The sequence below is a fragment of the Nocardia asteroides genome (genome assembly GCF_021183625.1).
GTDB classification, from domain to species: Bacteria; Actinomycetota; Actinomycetes; order Mycobacteriales; family Mycobacteriaceae; genus Nocardia; species Nocardia asteroides_A.
Window position 1 is genome coordinate 3,547,172 of the sequence record NZ_CP089214.1, and the last position, 16,012, is coordinate 3,563,183.

The 16,012-nt window shown below is 71.3% G+C and carries 14 protein-coding genes; 4 read left to right on the plus strand and 10 right to left on the minus strand.

The features are described 5' to 3' along the window. Positions 1-102 precede the first annotated feature (102 nt). The 3 genes from LTT61_RS16940 to clpB all read right to left on the minus strand — a co-directional run bounded on the left by LTT61_RS16940 (position 103) and on the right by clpB (position 4,603). Complete coding sequence (locus LTT61_RS16940; RefSeq protein ID WP_420094649.1) at positions 103-1,044, minus strand: hypothetical protein; 942 nt, start codon at positions 1,042-1,044, stop codon at positions 103-105. A 79-nt stretch (positions 1,045-1,123) separates the two neighbouring features. Then, on the minus strand, positions 1,124-1,984 hold the full coding sequence (locus LTT61_RS16945; protein ID WP_233014880.1) for a DUF5666 domain-containing protein: 861 nt from the start codon (positions 1,982-1,984) through the stop codon (positions 1,124-1,126). A 66-nt stretch (positions 1,985-2,050) separates the two neighbouring features. After that, the gene (clpB, locus tag LTT61_RS16950) at positions 2,051-4,603 is read right to left on the minus strand and encodes an ATP-dependent chaperone ClpB (protein WP_233014882.1); all 2,553 of its coding nucleotides are present in this window, start codon (positions 4,601-4,603) and stop codon (positions 2,051-2,053) included. Between the two features lie 204 nt (positions 4,604-4,807). Between clpB and LTT61_RS16955 the strand changes: the two genes are divergently transcribed. Both LTT61_RS16955 and LTT61_RS16960 read left to right on the plus strand, forming a co-directional pair. Continuing rightward, positions 4,808-5,968 carry an FAD-binding oxidoreductase gene (locus LTT61_RS16955; protein ID WP_233014884.1) on the plus strand — a complete coding sequence of 387 codons (1,161 nt, stop codon included), beginning with the start codon at positions 4,808-4,810 and terminating at the stop codon, positions 5,966-5,968. Between the two features lie 12 nt (positions 5,969-5,980). Next, positions 5,981-6,772, plus strand: a complete 792-nt coding sequence (locus LTT61_RS16960) for an FAD-binding oxidoreductase (protein ID WP_233014886.1) — start codon at positions 5,981-5,983, stop codon at positions 6,770-6,772. Between the two features lie 4 nt (positions 6,773-6,776). On the opposite strand, the gene LTT61_RS16965 is transcribed toward LTT61_RS16960, so the two are convergent. The 6 genes from LTT61_RS16965 to LTT61_RS16990 form a co-directional block, all read right to left on the minus strand. Then, on the minus strand, positions 6,777-7,946 hold the full coding sequence (locus LTT61_RS16965) for a globin domain-containing protein (RefSeq protein WP_233014888.1): 1,170 nt from the start codon (positions 7,944-7,946) through the stop codon (positions 6,777-6,779). A gap of 311 nt (positions 7,947-8,257) precedes the next feature. Further along, on the minus strand, positions 8,258-8,662 hold the full coding sequence (locus tag LTT61_RS16970; RefSeq protein WP_233014890.1) for a heat shock protein transcriptional repressor HspR: 405 nt from the start codon (positions 8,660-8,662) through the stop codon (positions 8,258-8,260). Beyond that, on the minus strand, positions 8,662-9,834 hold the full coding sequence (dnaJ, locus tag LTT61_RS16975) for a molecular chaperone DnaJ (RefSeq protein ID WP_233014900.1): 1,173 nt from the start codon (positions 9,832-9,834) through the stop codon (positions 8,662-8,664). The genes LTT61_RS16970 and dnaJ overlap by 1 nt, the downstream gene beginning before the upstream one ends. A 24-nt stretch (positions 9,835-9,858) precedes the next feature. Further along, a complete protein-coding gene (grpE, locus tag LTT61_RS16980; RefSeq protein WP_233014902.1) occupies positions 9,859-10,539 on the minus strand; it encodes a nucleotide exchange factor GrpE in 681 nt (226 codons plus the stop codon). Beyond that, a complete protein-coding gene (gene dnaK, locus LTT61_RS16985; protein WP_233014904.1) occupies positions 10,536-12,383 on the minus strand; it encodes a molecular chaperone DnaK in 1,848 nt (615 codons plus the stop codon). The genes grpE and dnaK overlap by 4 nt, the downstream gene beginning before the upstream one ends. Before the next feature lie 148 nt (positions 12,384-12,531). After that, a complete protein-coding gene (locus LTT61_RS16990; protein WP_233014906.1) occupies positions 12,532-13,167 on the minus strand; it encodes an endonuclease in 636 nt (211 codons plus the stop codon). 106 nt (positions 13,168-13,273) lie between these two features. Between LTT61_RS16990 and LTT61_RS16995 the strand changes: the two genes are divergently transcribed. Beyond that, a complete protein-coding gene (locus LTT61_RS16995; RefSeq protein ID WP_233014908.1) occupies positions 13,274-13,906 on the plus strand; it encodes a maleylpyruvate isomerase family mycothiol-dependent enzyme in 633 nt (210 codons plus the stop codon). Between the two features lie 85 nt (positions 13,907-13,991). Next, a complete protein-coding gene (locus tag LTT61_RS17000) occupies positions 13,992-14,441 on the plus strand; it encodes an SRPBCC family protein (RefSeq protein ID WP_233014910.1) in 450 nt (149 codons plus the stop codon). A 49-nt stretch (positions 14,442-14,490) separates the two neighbouring features. On the opposite strand, the gene LTT61_RS17005 is transcribed toward LTT61_RS17000, so the two are convergent. Then, entirely contained in the window at positions 14,491-16,008 is a 1,518-nt protein-coding gene (locus LTT61_RS17005) for a dynamin family protein (protein WP_233014912.1), read from the minus strand. Between the last annotated feature and the right edge of the window lie 4 nt (positions 16,009-16,012).

The window sequence follows — 16,012 nt, forward strand, 5'->3', positions numbered from 1 at the left end:
AGCCTGCTGCGTCGGCACGATCCGGCTGTCGTCGCGATCCGGCTGCGGCCGGACCACGGACCAACCCTCGGTTGCAGAATACGGGTCGGGCGGGTGTACCGGTTACTGCGGGACCGGGCCCTGGTAGGGGCGGAAGCCGGGGTGGAAGGGACCGCCGGGGCGGTCGCCATCCTCGTCGCCGTCCTGGTCCGGCTCGGAGCCCGCCTGCCGCTCCTGGCGGCGCGGCTCGTCCCGCTTGCCGGGCACGACGGCCAGGCTCGGCCTGCGCTGCGCGGGCTCGGCGCCCGCCTCACCGGCCTGCCGCTCGTCGGCACGCGGCCGATCGGCGGATTCACCTGCGGCGTCGCGGGTTCCGGCCGGCTCGTCGGGTTCGTCGTCGTGGCGCGGCTTGGCCCGGCCGCCCGGGCGGCCGAAGTCACCCTCGCCGTAGGTGTCGCTCTCCGGCGGAAGCACGTGCAGCAGACCGGAAAGGCGAAGGACGGCGTCGATCGAGGTCTCCCAGTCGCGGGAGCCGGTGCCGATGGAGAGCATGCCGAGGGTCCAGTTGCCCTCGCTCCACAGCATCTGCACGATGTCGGGCAGCGACTCGATGAACGCGACCATCCGCTGATCGACGGCGTGCCTGGCGATCTCGGGGTTGGTCGCGAAGACCACCCGGTCGCCGATCGCGCCGAGCAGCTCCAGGTCGGCGTCCTTCGGCGGGGACGCGGTCTTCAGCCGCATGTCCACGTCGATGTCCGAGCCGATCTGCCTGCGCACCGCGATCAGCGTCGCCGAGTCCTCCAGGTCGAAGAGCACGAACTTCTCGCCCTTGCGGATACCGGAGACCACGTCGACCGCGGAGAGGTAGCCGAGCTTGGCCAGCGCCCCGCGGCGCCAGGTCGAAGGTAGCGCCGGCTCCACCGACACATAGGTGTATCCCTGGGCCTTGGCCCACACCTGGCGCGCGTGACCGGTCCGCTGCCGTTGCGCCCGGTCGAAATACAGCAGGACGACCGCACCGACCAGGGCGATCGCCGCCAACCCGAACCACATCTCCGTCATCGCCGCACAGCCTAACCAGCCGATCCCGTGATTGCCCCGCACCCTCGGCTCGTGGCGGCCCGGGTCGCTTCCCGCGCGGTCACCGGCCACCCCCGGAAAGCCCGGTGCTGATGATGATCTCGGCGAGGATATTGCCGTCCGCGCCCTTGTCGCCCTGCACCACGACCATCTCGCCGACCGGCAGGTCGGCGGCGGTGGTGACGCCGAGCGAGATCACCTGGGTGCGGGCGTCGGTGCGGACGGTGACGGTCTTGCCGTCCAGGGTGCGCAGGGTCAGCGTGCCGCCGTTGTTCGCGGTGATCGAGCCCATGGCGCTGCCGAGATCCTCCAGGCCGGGCAGGCCGGGGAGCTCGCTCGGCAGGGCCGGGAAGGACGGGGTGGTCTGGTTGCCCGATGGCGGCGCGGTGGTGCGGCCGGGCTGGCGGGTGGCGGTGGTCGTCGTGCCCGCGGCGGTCGACTCGTCGTCGCTGCCGGTGAAGTACAGCCCGGCGAAGACGCCGAGCACCGCGATCAGCAGCACGGCGGCGAGGCCGAGGCCGATCCACAGCCCGGTGTTGCGCCTGGGTGGCCGCGGCGGGATACCGCTGCCCCGGTACCCCGGCGGCGGCTGGCCGTTGCCCCAATCCTGCTGCTGCGGCTGAACGTAGCCCGGCGGTTGCTGCTGGTAGGGCTGCTGCGGCTGCACGTACCCCGGCGGCGGTTGCTGCTGGTAAGGCTGCTGTGTGGTGCCGCCCTGGCCGTCGTACGGGCCCCACTGGCTGTCGTACGAGGGGAATTCGCGGGTGGCGTCCGGGGGTGGCGGCGGCGTCCACTCGCCGTACCCGCCCGCCGAGCCACCGAAGACGTTCGTTGGCGGTGCGCCCGACGCACCCGGCGCGCCGAGGTGTTGGGTCGGACTGTCGTCCGGCCGCTGCCCCCAGGGGTCCTTCGGGTTCGTCATAGCTACAGGGTACGAACTACGAGAGGCGCGGTCACCTGTATGGGTGACCGCGCCGCTCGAGTTCTCTCAGTGACCGACCAGGAGGCCGTCGCCGTCCGGGCTGACCGAGACCTTGACGGTGTCGCCGTCGGCGACCTCGCCCGCGAGCAGCTCCTTGGCGAGCGTGTCGCCGATGGCCTGCTGGATCAGCCTGCGCAGCGGCCGCGCGCCGTAGACGGGGTCGTAGCCGCGCACCGCGAGCCAGAAGCGGGCGGAGTCGGTGACCTCGAGCGTGAGCCTGCGCTGGGCCAGCCGCTTCTGCAGCTGCTCCAGCTGGATGTCGACGATGTGCTGCAGCTGCACCTCGTCGAGCGCGTGGAACATGACCACGTCGTCCAGCCGGTTCAGGAACTCCGGCTTGAACGCGGAGCGCACCGCGTTCATGACGAACTCCCGCTCGCCACCGGCACCCAGGTTGGAGGTGAGGATGAGGATGGTGTTGCGGAAGTCGACCGTGCGGCCCTGGCCGTCGGTGAGCCTGCCCTCGTCCAGCACCTGCAGCAGGATGTCGAAGACGTCCGGGTGTGCCTTCTCGATCTCGTCGAAGAGCACCACCGTGTACGGCCGCCTGCGCACCGCCTCGGTGAGCTGGCCGCCCTGGTCGTACCCGACGTAGCCGGGCGGCGCGCCGACCAGCCTGGCCACCGCGTGCTTCTCGCTGTACTCGCTCATGTCGATCCGGATCATCGCCCGCTCGTCGTCGAACAGGAAGTCCGCCAGCGCCTTCGCGAGCTCGGTCTTGCCGACGCCGGTGGGGCCGACGAACAGGAACGAGCCGGTCGGGCGGTCCGGGTCGGCGACGCCGGCCCTGGCCCGGCGCACGGCGTCGGAGACGGCCTGCACCGCGTCCAGCTGGCCGACGACCCGCCTGCCGAGCTCGTCCTCCATCCGGAGCAGCTTCTGGGTCTCGCCCTCCAGCATCTTCCCGACCGGGATGCCGGTCCACGCGGAGACCACCTCGGCGATGTCGTCCGGGCCGACCTCCTCCTTGAGCATCAGCTCACCGGTGCCCGCCGCGGAGCTCTGCTCGGCCTCGACCAGCTGCTTCTCCAGCGCCGGGATCCGGCCGTAGCGCAGCTCGGCGGCCTTGCCGAGGTCGCCGTCGCGCTCGGCCCGCTCGGACTCGCCGCGCAGCGACTCCAGCTCCTCCTTGAGCGTGCGCACCTTGTCGATGGCGTTCTTCTCGTTCTGCCACCGGGTGGTGAGCTGGTTGAGCTTCTCCCGGTCGTCGGCGAGCTCGGAGCGCAGCTTCTCCAGCCGCTGCTTGGAGGCCTCGTCGGTCTCCTTGCCCAGCGCGACCTCCTCGATCTCGAGGCGCCGCACCGCGCGCTCCACCTCGTCGATCTCCACCGGGCGCGAGTCGATCTCCATGCGCAGCCGGGATGCCGACTCGTCGACCAGGTCGATCGCCTTGTCCGGGAGGAACCGGGAGGTGATGTAGCGGTCGCTCAGGGTCGCCGCCGCCACCAGGGCGGAGTCGGTGATCCGGACGCCGTGGTGCACCTCGTAGCGCTCCTTGATGCCGCGCAGGATGCCGACGGTGTCCTGCACCGACGGCTCACCGACCAGCACCTGCTGGAAGCGCCGCTCCAGCGCGGCGTCCTTCTCGATGTGCTTGCGGTACTCCTCCAGCGTGGTCGCGCCGACCAGCCGCAGCTCGCCGCGGGCCAGCATGGGCTTGATCATGTTGCCTGCGTCCATGGCGGACTCGCCGGTCGCGCCCGCGCCGACGATGGTGTGCAGCTCGTCGATGAAGGTGATGATCTGGCCCGCGCTGTTCTTGATGTCCTCCAGCACGGCCTTGAGCCGCTCCTCGAACTCGCCGCGGTACTTCGCGCCCGCGACCATGGCGCCGAGGTCGAGCGAGACCACGGACTTGCCGCGCAGCGACTCGGGGACATCGCCCGCGATGATCCGCTGGGCCAGCCCCTCGACGATGGCGGTCTTGCCGACGCCGGGCTCGCCGATCAGCACCGGGTTGTTCTTGGTGCGGCGGCTGAGCACCTGGACGACGCGCCGGATCTCGGTGTCCCTGCCGATCACCGGGTCGAGCGTGCCGGAGCGGGCCAGCGCGGTGAGGTCGGTGGAGTACTTCTCCAGCGCCTGGTAGGTGCCCTCCGGGTCCGGGCTGGTGACGCGGGCACTGCCGCGCACGGCGGTGAAGGCCTCGCGCAGCGCCTCCGGGGTTGCGCCGCGGCCGGTGAGCAGCCTGCTCACCTCGGAGTCGCCCGCGGCGAGCCCGACCAGTACGTGCTCGGTGGAGACGTACTCGTCGCCGAGCTCGGTGGCGAGCCGCTGCGCCGCGGTGATCGCGGCCAGCGCCTCCCGCCCGAGCTGCGGCGCGGTGGTGGCGCCGGTGGCGCGCGGCAGCCGGTCGACGATCTGCTGCGCCTTGCGCCGCACACCGGCCGGGTCGACCCCGACCGCCTGCAGCAGCGGGGCGGCGATACCGTCGGTCTGGTCGAGCAAAGCCACCAGCAGATGCCCCGGACGGATCTCCGGGTTGCCCGCGGTCGACGCGGACTGCAGCGCGGCGGTCAGCGCGGCCTGGGTCTTGGTGGTGGGATTGAACGAGTCCACGGTCACCTTCCTGCCTTGTAGTTCTGAGGTTGCCTGGTTCAACGCGCAAAAGGTTGAGTCTGTTCCGCTCAACTCTAGTTTTTTCGGCGGCTGCGCGCATCCCCCGGTGGCCGCATCCGCCTGCCGCTGCCCGCCCGGCACACCGATGACCGATTTTCGGGGATACTCGTGGCGAGACAGTTCGAAGAAAGGACTCCCCACGTCGTGGATGCGCGTTCTGCTGCGCTGGTCCGCGCGAACTTCCGGGCGGTGCTCGACGCACCGCACGGTGCCGAGCGGTTGATCAGCGCGTTCTACGGTCACCTGTTCGCGGAGAACACCGCTCTTCGAGAACTGTTCCCGCCGACGATGGAGATGCAGGCCAAGCGGGTCACCACCGCCGTGCAGTTCGTGCTGGACAACCTGGAGCACTGGGACCGGGCCCAGGCCTTCCTGGAGCAGCTGGCAAGGGACCACCGGAAGTACGGCGTCGAGGCCGCGCACTACGACCTGGCCGGTCGCGCGCTGCTCGCGGCGCTGCGCACCTACCACGGCCGGGACTGGACCGTCGGGCTGGAGGAGGGCTGGACCGACGTCGCCATCCTGATCTCGGCGTCGATGGCGATCGGGGCCAACTCCGACAAGTCCCAGCCGTACTGGGAGGCGACCGTGGTCGGGCACCGGCGGGTGCTGGAGGACCTGGCCATCGTGCGGCTGCAGTCGGACAGCCCGATCCCCTACCTGGCCGGGCAGTACGTCCCGGTGATGCTGCCGCAGCGGCCCAAGATGTGGCGCTACCTCTCCCCCGCGATCCCGTCGAACCCGTACGGCGAGATCGAGTTCCACGTGCGCAAGGTGCAGAGCGGCTGGGTCAGCACCGCGGTGGTGAACGAGACCGCGGTCGGCGACCGCTGGCAGATCGCGGGCCCGCTCGGCAACCTGCACATCGACCGGGAGAGCGGCCGCGACGTGCTGCTGATCGGCGCGGGCACCGGCATCGCGCCGCTGCGCGCGCAGCTGATCGAGATGAGCCGCAGCGGGGTGAACCCGCGGGTGCACTTCTTCATCGGCGGCCGCTACCCGTGCGACCTCTACGACGTGGAGAACATGTGGCAGCTCTCGCAGAGCAACCCGTGGCTCACCGTCGTCCCGGTCTGCGAGCAGAAGACCAATCCGTGGTGGTACCCGCACGCGCCGAGCGAGGAGCCGTACGGCATGCACCGGCGGCTGATCGGTAATCTCGGTGCGGTCGTGGCGAGCTTCGGCGCGTGGGCGGACCGGCAGATCCAGATCGCGGGCTCGGCCACCATGATCGCCGACACCCGCCGCGCCCTGATGGCCGTCGGCACCCCGGAGTCGATCATCCAGAGCGACCCCGTCGGCTAACGGAAGAGAGACATGGACATCGATCCGAGCCCGCTGGACGGCCCCGACCCGCGCGCGGTGGGCGACGGTGAATGGTCGGCGACCGTGGTCGGGCACCACCGGCTCCGGCACGACGTCGCGGTGATCCGGCTGATCGGCGAGTTCGTCCCCTTCCGCGCGGGTCAATCGGTGCAGGTGCGGGTGCCGCAGCAGCCGACGGTGAGCAGGCGGTACTCGCCCGCGCTCCCGCCCTCGCTCGACGGCAAGCTGGAGTTCCACGTGCGCACCGTGCCCGGCGGCTGGCTGAGCGGCTCGATCGTGGCCGACACCCAGCCCGGCGACGAGTGGCGGATCAGCGCCCCGATGGGCAGCTTCACCATCGACCCGGCCGGCGACGAGGTGGTGCTGATCGCGGGCGGCACCGGGCTGGCGCCGATGCGCTCGCAGCTGCTCGAGCTGGCCAGGGCCGAGCAGCCGCCGCGCACCTACCTGTTCGTCGGCGGGCGCTCGCCGCGCGACCTCTACGCCGACGACATGCTCTTCCTGCTCGCCACCGAGCTGCCCTGGCTCACCGTGATCCCGGTCGTCGAGCGGCCGGACGACCCGAGCTGGCCGGACGAGTGGTTCGAGCGCTCCCGGGTCGACATCGGCTTCCCGGCCGAGGAGCAGCTGCACGGCACGCTGGCCGACGTGATCGGCTCGCACGGCGCCTTCGACCGGCATCAGGTGCTGGTCTGCGGCTCGCCGGGGATGACGCGGGCGACCGTGGAGAAGCTGATCGACATCGGCACCCCGGTGGAGCGCATCCAGTACGAGGGGCTGTAGCCGCTCAGAAGAGCGGGTCGTGCCGAATGTGGTCGGCCGGGGTGCCCGCCGCCATCAGCCGGAACTTGGTGGTCTGCACCATCGAGGGCGGCCCGGCGATCTGCACGTCCCGGTCGGTCCACGGGGTGTAGTTCGCCACCACCTTGCCCACCTGGCCGGTGAGCCGCGGCTCCAGCCCGGCCAGGTCGCGCTCCGGGTCGGTGGGGCCCTCGTACCACCAGGGGTTCTCGTCGCTCTCGGTGATCGGGGTGACGGTGAGCCACTTGTTCGCCATCGCCAGCTGGCTCAGCGTCTCCAGGTCGTAGAGATCGCACGGGTGGTGCCCGCCGACGAAGAGGTGCACCTTGGGGTTGGTGCGGCGCTGCGCCATCGCCATGAGCTGGGCGCGCAGCGGGGCCAGCCCGGTGCCGCAGGCCACCATGAGCATGGCGCGCTTGGTGTTGCGCGGCAGCCCGAGCCCGCCGAGCGGGGAGCCGAGCAGCCACTGGTCGCCGACCGCGGTGTTGGTCACGATGGCCGGGCTGACCCAGCCGCCGGAGACCCCGCGCACGTGGAACTCGACCTCGCCGCTCGCGTTCGGCGGCACCGCGGGCGAGAGGTAGCGCCACATCCGCGGCCGGGAGGGGATCTGCACGCTCAGGTACTGCCCCGCCGCGTACTGCATGGGCTGGTCCAGCTGCACCCGGACGACGGCGAGGTTGCGCAGCACCTCGCGGCGCTCGACCACCACCCCGCGCCAGGCCGACGGCGTCGTCTCCTTGGCGGCCGCGCCGATCATCGTGTTCGCGATGACCTCGAGCCCGCCGTCCCAGGCCTGCTCGACCTCGTCGGTCCACAGCTCGGTGCCGGTGAACTGCCGCAGCGCCTTCTTCATCGAGTAGCCGACGGCGATGTAGTGCTCCGGCCGCACCCCGTACTTACGGTGGTCACGGCCGAGCTGGGCCAGGAACGGCTGGAGCTTCTCCGGCTCGTCCAGTTTGTCCAGGGCGTAGGTGATGGCCTGCACCAGGCGGTCGCGCTGGGCGTCCATGGCGGCCGGGAAGAAATCGCGGATCTGCGGGTAATCGGTGAACAAGATCGCGTAGAAAGTCCGCGCGAGCGCCTCTCGGCCCCCCTCTTCCGCGGCAACCGCCTTGAACGTCGTCCTGACCAGCGCGACGGTCCGCGAATCCATTTGTGTCACAACCCCATTTCGCACGAGAACTCTACCGGGGAACACTTCGGCAGCCGATGGAAACGAGTCTAGGTGCAAGTTTGCCAGCGCGGGAGCGATGCACTGGAATATCACGCGCTTATTTCATAAAATACTGGATGGCCTGTTCAAAAAGCGCAATAAACCGACCGAAAGTTTGTGTAGCTGGGCGAATTCGGTCCAGATACCGCTGAAAAGGGCCGAAATGCCAAGAGCCCTCGACGGGCTCCGCTCCGGGAGCGGGTGCGCCGTCGAGGGCTGTTGATTTGCTGGCGAATTCCGAATTCGACGCGCTACCGCGCGTGTCTATTGCGCGGCTGCCAGACCACCAGCGCGGTACTGCGTTGCTGGGGCGCCAGATCCGGCCGGTAGCCCGCCCGCAGGCGTTCCACCTCCGCCGAGAGCTCGGCGACCTGTTCGCGCAATTCCTCGACCTGGTTGGTCAATTCGATGATCCGTTTGATACCGGCGAGGTTGACGCCCTCGTCCTGGGAGAGCCGCTGCACCTCGCGCAGCAGCTCCACGTCCCTGGCCGAGTAGCGCCTGCCGCCACCGGATGTCCGCTGCGGCGTGACCAGGCCGAGCCGGTCGTACGTGCGCAGGGTCTGCGCATGCATGCCTGCCAGCTGGGCCGCGACCGAGATCATGAAGAACTCGGCCCGCGCCGCGTTGGACATCTGTTTCGGATCGTCGGACATTACGCACCTGCCCATCCCGCACGAGGATCGAAGCCGCTGGTCTTCTCCGCCTCCTGATACCGCTGCAGCGCCTGGACGGCATTCTCGTCCAGCCGCGGCGGCACCGCGACCTTGACGGTGACCAGCAGGTCGCCCGCGCCGCCGCTGCGTTTCGGGACACCGCGCCCGCGCACCCGCAGGATGCGGCCGTCGGCGGTGCCGGGCGGCACCTTCACGCCGACCCGGCTGTCCAGCGTCGGCACCGAGACCGTCGTCCCGAGCACCAGCTCCGCGTAGCTCACCGGCAGCACCAGGGTCAGGTCGTCGCCGTTGCGGCCGAAGACCTTGTCCTGGCTGACGTGCACGCTGACGAACAGGTCGCCGGAGGGCGCACCGCGCAACCCGGCCTCGCCCTGTCCGGCCAGCCGGATGCGCTGCCCGTCACCGACGCCGGGCGGGATCCGCACGGTGATCGTGCGGGTCCGGTTCTGCACGCCGGTGCCGCGGCAGTCGACGCAGGGGTCGTCGATCAGCGAGCCGGTGCCACGGCACTCGTCGCACGGTTCGCTGAAGCCGAAGGCGCCCTGGTTCCGGCTGACCACACCGGCGCCGTTGCAGTTCGGGCAGGTGCGCGGGCTGGTGCCCGGCTTGGCACCGCTGCCGTGGCAGGTGGTGCACGGCGCCGGGCTGGTCATCCGCAGCGGGACCGTGACGCCCTGGGCCGCCTCGCGGAAGCCGAGGGTGGTCTCGGTCTCGACGTCGGCCCCGCGCCGCGGCCTGGTGGCCGCGGTACGCGGGCCGCCGCCGCGGTTGAAGAGCCCGCCGAGCAGGTCGCCGAGGCCGCCGTCGCCTGCGCCGGCCGCGCCGCCGCCGAAGATGTCACCGATGTCGAAGTTCTGGGAGAACCCGCCACCGGCACCGGGCTGAAAGCCGCCGCCGCGGCCGAAACCGCCGCCCCCGAACAGCTTCCTGGTCTCGTCGTACTCCCGGCGCTTCGCCGGATCGGAGAGCACGGCGTGCGCTTCGCTGACGGCCTTGAACCGCTCCTCGGCCCGGTTGTCGCCGGGCTTGGCGTCCGGGTGGTTATCCCGGGCGAGCTTGCGATACGCCTTCTTGATCTCGTCCTGCGTGGCGTCGGCGGAGACACCCAGCTCCTTGTAGAAGTCCTTTTCGATCCACTCCCGCTGGCTCACCGAGCATCTCCTCCTCTCGCGTCTCTATCGTCCGGTCGTCTCGGCATCAGCTGCTCCCGATGCCGCGTCGCTCTCGCCGGTCGTGGAATCCGCTGCCTCACCGGTCTTCTCACCCGATTCCGCCGGGTCTCCCGGCACCGCGTCGGTGACTCCGACGAGCGCGTGCCGCAGCACCCGCTCCCCGAAGCGGTAACCCTTGCGCATGACCAGGCCGAGCACCGGATCGGCGCCGCTGCCCTCGTGCTGCACGGCCTCGTGCAGGGTCGGGTCGAAGGCCTCGCCCACCGCGCCGAACTCCTCGAGCCCCTGCTTGCGCAGCGCCTCGGCGAGCTTGTCGGCGACCGCCTTGAGCGGGCCGGACTCCAGGTCGCCGTGCGCGCGCGCCCGGTCCAGGTCGTCCAGCACGCCGAGCAGTTCGGTGACGACGGCGGCCTTGGCCGAGTCGGTGGCGGCCTTGCGGTCGCGCTCGACCCGGCGCCGGTAGTTGGCGTACTCGGCGGTCAGCCGCTGCAGGTCCGCGGTCAGCTCGGCCTCCTTGCCCGCGGCGGGGGCCGCCGCCGCGGGGTCGGAGCCGTTGCCGTTCGACTCGCCGCCGATCTCGGTGTCCGGCTCGGGAGCCTTGTCCGGCTCCCTGACCTCACCGGACTCCGGATCGATCTTGCGCTTGTCGACGAAGGTGACCGGTTCCTGCTGCTCCGAGCTCACTTCTTCTCCGTGTCGACCGGCTCGTCCACGACCTCGGCATCGACGACCTGGTCGTCCGCCTGACCCTGCTGGGGCTGGCCGTCACCGGCCGCGCCGTCGGCGGCGGCGGACTCGTAGATCGCCTGGCCCAGCGCCTGGGACTCGGTGGCGAGCTTCTCCACCGCGGCCTTGACGGCGGCGATGTCGGTGCCCTTCAGCGCCTCGTTCGCCTCGGCGATGGCCGCCTCGACCTTGGACTTGATGTCCGCGGGCACCTTGTCCTCGTTGTCCGCGATGAACTTCTGGGTCTGGTGCACCAGCGACTCGGCCTGGTTGCGGGTCTCCGCCTCCTCGCGCCGCGCCTTATCCTCGGCGGCGTGCGCCTCGGCGTCCTTCACCATCCGGTCGATCTCCTCCTTGGACAGGCCGGAGCCGTCCTGGATCTTGATCGTGTTCTCCTTGCCGGTGCCCTTGTCCTTCGCGGTGACGTGCACGATGCCGTTGGCATCGATGTCGAAGGTCACCTCGATCTGGGGCACGCCGCGCGGGGCCGGCGGGATGCCGGTCAGCTCGAAGGAGCCGAGCAGCTTGTTGTGCGAGGCGATCTCGCGCTCACCCTGGAACACCTGGATCTGCACCGACGGCTGGTTGTCGTCGGCCGTGGTGAAGGTCTCCGAGCGCTTGGTCGGGATGGTGGTGTTGCGCTCGATGAGCTTGGTCATCACGCCGCCCTTGGTCTCGATGCCGAGCGAGAGCGGGGTGACATCGAGCAGCAGGACGTCCTTGACCTCGCCCTTGAGCACACCGGCCTGCAGCGCGGCGCCGACGGCGACGACCTCGTCCGGGTTCACGCCCTTGTTGGGCTCCTTGCCGCCGGTGAGCTCGCGGACCAGATCGGTGACCGCGGGCATCCGGGTGGAGCCGCCGACCAGCACCACGTGGTCGATATCGGCGACCTTGACCCCGGCGTCCTTCACGACCTGCTGGAACGGCGCGCGGGTGCGATCGAGCAGATCACTGGTGATCCGCTGGAACTCGGCGCGGCTCAGCTGCTCGTCCAGGAAGAGCGGGTTCTTGTCCGCGTCGACCGTGATGTAGGGCAGGTTGATCGAGGTGCTCTGCGAGGAGCTGAGCTCGATCTTCGCCTTCTCCGCGGCCTCGCGCAGCCGCTGCAGGGCCATCTTGTCCTTGGTCAGGTCGATGCCGGCGCTGGCCTTGAACTTCTCGACCAGCCAGTCCACGACGCGCTGATCCCAGTCGTCACCACCGAGGTGGTTGTCGCCGGAGGTGGCGCGGACCTCGACGACGCCCTCGCCGATCTCCAGCAGCGAGACGTCGAAGGTGCCGCCGCCGAGGTCGAAGACCAGGATGGTCTGCTCGGTCTCGCCCTTGTCCAGGCCGTAGGCGAGCGCGGCCGCGGTGGGCTCGTTGACGATGCGCAGCACGTTCAGCCCGGCGATCTGGCCGGCTTCCTTGGTGGCCTGGCGCTGGGCGTCCTCGAAGTACGCCGGAACGGTGATGACCGCGTCGGCGATCTCCTCGCCCAGGTAGGCCTCGGCGTCGCGCTTCAGCTTCATCAGCGTGCGCGCGCTGATCTCCTGCGGGGTGTAGTTCTTGCCGTCGATCTCGACGTTCCAGTCCGTGCCGATGTGGCGCTTGACGGAACGGATGGTGCGGTCGACGTTGGTGACGGCCTGGTTCTTGGCGGGCTGACCCACCAGCACCTCACCGTTCTTCGCGAACGCGACGATCGACGGAGTGGTCCGCGATCCCTCCGAGTTCGCGACGACGACCGGCTCACCGCCTTCGAGCACGGCGACTACCGAGTTCGTGGTCCCGAGGTCGATTCCGACCGCACGAGCCATAGTTGTTTCCTCCTTGTTGACGTACCGAGCTGTGTAACGCTGAGCGTGGTCGGCTCAATCCTGCACCCATCTCCGACGGGCGTCAACCGAAACTTGAGCTTGCCCCACTCAACCTTGTCGAATGACCACAACCGGGGGCTCGCGGGATCTATTCCCGGATCGCGGCGGCGAGCTCGTCGTCCAGGGTGACCCGGACCAGCGCGGCGGCCAGCTCGGCCCGCCTGCCGCGCGGCGCGAGCCCGGCGAGTTCGCGTTCGCCCCTCGGCAGCCCCACCGCCGCGGCGCCCTGCCCGGCGCGTTCGTCGAAGTACGGGCCGACCCAGGCCCAGACGTCCTGCACCTCGCGGAGGAAGATGGCGGCGCCGGTCGGGCCGATGCCCGTGAACTCACGGAGCAGTTCGGCGGCGCGCTCGCGGTCACCGTCCGCCTGCTCGGCGAGTTCGCGCAGGTCACCGTGGTAGCGGTCGAGCACGGCGCGGGCGTTCTCGCCGAGCCTGGTCGCGGTGCTCTCGTCGTAGCGGCGGTAGTGGCCGCGGCCGAGCGCGTCGACGAGCTCCTGCCACCCGGCGTCGGCCACCTTCCGCGGCGTGCCGAAGCCGCTGCGCACCAGCTCGCGGGCTGCCCCGATCGCCAGGTCGGCCGCGATCGGCGCGCTCAGCAGGTCGGTCAGCATCAGCAGCCGGAACAGCGGCGCCGGCTTGTCGTCGAGCGTGATGCCGGCCTGCGCGGCGAAGGTGCCGCCCGCCCGCTCCAGCAGCGCCGCGACGACGTCGTTTCGGCTCATGGTCGCCTCCTCTCGGGTCACCGGCGGTCTACCCGCTCGCCGACCGATCAATTTCGGCGGCCCGGACCGTCGGCACTGCCGAGACGACCACCAGAAGGAGGACCGGATGGATCGCGCCGAGATCATCGGGTGGACCGAGGAGGTGCGGCTGGCGGTGGCCGGGTTGCTGGCCACCCTGGAGCCGGCCGAGTGGCAGGTGCGGTCGCTGTGCCCGGCGTGGACCATGCACGAGCTGGCGGCGCACCTGACGCTCTCCACCCGGGACACGCTGCGCGGCACGCTGCGGGCGGCGGTGCGCGCCCGCTTCGACTTCGACCGGATGACCGAAGCGCAGGCGAAGGAGCGGGCAGCCCTGTTCACCCCGGCCGAGTTGATCGCGCAGCTCCGCGCGGACGCCGCCTCCCCGCGCCGCGCACCGGGCGCGGGTCCGCTCGACCCGCTGGCCGACTTCCTCGTGCACAGCCAGGACATCGCCCGCCCGCTCGGCCGCGCCCACGCGGTGCCCCTCGAGCCCACCCTCGCCGCGCTCGACCACGTGCGGACCAGCGTGTTCTGGGGCGCCCGTAAGCGGCTGCGCGGCATCCGGCTGGTCGCCACCGACTGCGACTGGAGCGGCGGCGACGGGCCGGACGAGCTCCGCGGCACCGCCTGCGACCTGCTGCTGGTCGCCAGCGGGCGGGCAGCCGGGCTGGTCGAGGCGACCGGGCCGGGGGTGCAGCGGGTGGCGGCGGCGCTGTAGAACCGCGCCGATCGGAATCCGCGCGGCCCGCCGGTCCGCGTGCAAAGCTGGTGATCATGAACGGGTTCCGGGCGGGGGTGCGCCGATGACGTCGGATGCCGGGCTCGATCCCGCCGCCGTCGAGATCGGCACCTTCCTGCCGCGATCACCGGAGCAGGTCTGGCGGGCGCTCACCGAACCGGCGCTGCTGGAGCGCTGGCTCATGCCGTCGGTGGGTTTCGCGGCGGCCGAGGGCACGCACTTCCTGTTCACCCTTCCCGCCGGTTCGCCGGGCGAGATCGCCTGCGAGGTGCTCACCGCGCGCGCCCCCGAGCAGCTCACCCTGGCCTGGGTCGACGTGCGGGCTCCCCGGCCCGCCCGCTGGCCGCTCGACCTGACCGTCCGGCCGCAGGGCCGCGGCACCAGGCTGCTGCTCACCCAGACCGGGTTCGACATCGCGGACCGGCGGCAGAAGATGGCCCGCAATGCCATGGAGCGCGGCTGGCGCTCCGGCCTCGCCCGGCTGGCCGACCTGCTCGACGAGGTGGATCCCTGAGAAGTGCCCGCGTGGAACAGAACTCGAACGCGGCCCGGCCGGATCTCGGCTAGAGCTGGCTGAGCGCGCCCTCGGCGCTGCGCGCGGCGGTCAGGCAGGCGGTGCTGGTTGCCTGGTCGGCGAGCGGGTGCTTGGCCCGGGAGCGCCACTTCCGGACGGCGTCGAGCGCGGCGGCGCGCATGGCGTCGGGGGCGGCGTCCGGCGGCAGCCCGAGGCGCAGGTGCGAGGCGATGCCGGTGCCGCCGACCAGGCGGTGCAGCTCGGCGAGATCGCCGGCGGGGAGCGGGAGTTCGTCGGTGCGCAGCCTGCCGAGCAGCCGGAGTTCGGCGAAGCCGTGCACGTCGGCGAGCAGGGTGCGCACCCGGGGCAGCAGCCGGTCGGCCTCGGTGCCCGGGTAGCCGCGCAGCACCCGGTCCAGCGCGGTCAGCGCGGAGTGCGCCTTGAGCTGGTCGGCGCGCTGGCCGAATTGGGTGTCGAGCACGGTGCGCAGCTCGTCGACGCCGCTGCGCGCGGTGAGCTCGGCGGCGAGCGCGGCGGAGTCCCTGATCCCGAGCCGGATCAGCGTCACCGCCATCCGGATGCCGAAGAGCCCGAAGCGCTCCGCGATCTGGAAGCGGAGTTCCGGCGGCACCGGCAGCGGGATGTCCTGGCGGGCGAAGCGGTCCGCGGAGAGCAGCGCGGCGCTCAGCTCCGCCGTCGGAACGGCGGCCAGCGCCTCGAAGGCCGCGTACTCCTGCTGGCGCAGCGTGGCGGCGGCGAAGGCGAGCAGCCCGGCGACCGGGATCACCGCCTGGCACAGCCCGGTTCGCTCCAGCTCGCCGGCGAAGCGGGCGGCGACGTCGCGCGCGGAGTGCAGCGCGTCCAGCGCGCCCGCGCCGATCTCGTCCGCCCTGGAGACCACGCCGATCACGCCGAGCGGCCCGGTACCGCCCGCGGTGCCGACGCCGACCCGCTCCAGGAAGCGCACGTCGGCATCGTCCAGCCTGCGCAGCAGGTAGACCACGGCGTCGGCGCCGGGCAGCGCGACGGCGGCGTCGTCCTCCGGGGTGAGCAGCCGCGCGGTGCGGCGGGAGACCTCGCGGGAGAGCGAGGAGGTGCCGGGCGTATCGATGATGGTGGTGGCGGCCAGCGGCGCGGCCGGCCACTCCACCTCCAGGTGGTCGATATCCCGCGGATGGCCGCTCTGCCAGCGCAATCCGTCCAGGTCGAAGGTGAGGCCGTGCGCGCCGCCCGCCCGGCGCACCACCACGTTGGCGCGGTCGCCGTCCGGCGCGAGCGCGGTGACGCTCGGCGTCGGGCCGTTGCGGTACCAGGTGACCACCCGGGTGCACTCGGTGGCGTCGGTGGGCGCGATGTCCTGCCCGACCAGTGCGTTCAGCAGCGTCGACTTGCCCGCCTTGATCGAGCCGGCGAGCGCGACCCGCAGCGGCTGCTCCAGCCGGTGCGCGCAGTCACCGAGCAGCGCGCGCGGCCGCGCGTCCCTGGCGAAGGCGCGGCGCGCGGTCTCGATCAGCGCCTGCGCCTCCGGCACGAGGCCGACGGCGCCACGGGTGGTTCCTGACGTCATCCGG

Bases quoted from the DNA above. Each gene is read 5' to 3' on its own strand.
- LTT61_RS16940 (WP_420094649.1), bottom strand. From the start codon at position 1,044: ATGACGGAGATGTGGTTCGGGTTGGCGGCGATCGCCCTGGTCGGTGCG.
- LTT61_RS16945 (WP_233014880.1), bottom strand. From the start codon at position 1,984: ATGACGAACCCGAAGGACCCCTGGGGGCAGCGGCCGGACGACAGTCCG.
- LTT61_RS16960 (WP_233014886.1), top strand. From the start codon at position 5,981: ATGGACATCGATCCGAGCCCGCTGGACGGCCCCGACCCGCGCGCGGTG.
- LTT61_RS16965 (WP_233014888.1), bottom strand. From the start codon at position 7,946: ATGGATTCGCGGACCGTCGCGCTGGTCAGGACGACGTTCAAGGCGGTT.
- LTT61_RS16970 (WP_233014890.1), bottom strand. From the start codon at position 8,662: ATGTCCGACGATCCGAAACAGATGTCCAACGCGGCGCGGGCCGAGTTC.
- dnaK (WP_233014904.1), bottom strand. From the start codon at position 12,383: ATGGCTCGTGCGGTCGGAATCGACCTCGGGACCACGAACTCGGTAGTC.
- LTT61_RS16990 (WP_233014906.1), bottom strand. From the start codon at position 13,167: ATGAGCCGAAACGACGTCGTCGCGGCGCTGCTGGAGCGGGCGGGCGGC.
- LTT61_RS16995 (WP_233014908.1), top strand. From the start codon at position 13,274: ATGGATCGCGCCGAGATCATCGGGTGGACCGAGGAGGTGCGGCTGGCG.
- LTT61_RS17000 (WP_233014910.1), top strand. From the start codon at position 13,992: ATGACGTCGGATGCCGGGCTCGATCCCGCCGCCGTCGAGATCGGCACC.
- LTT61_RS17005 (WP_233014912.1), bottom strand. From the start codon at position 16,008: ATGACGTCAGGAACCACCCGTGGCGCCGTCGGCCTCGTGCCGGAGGCG.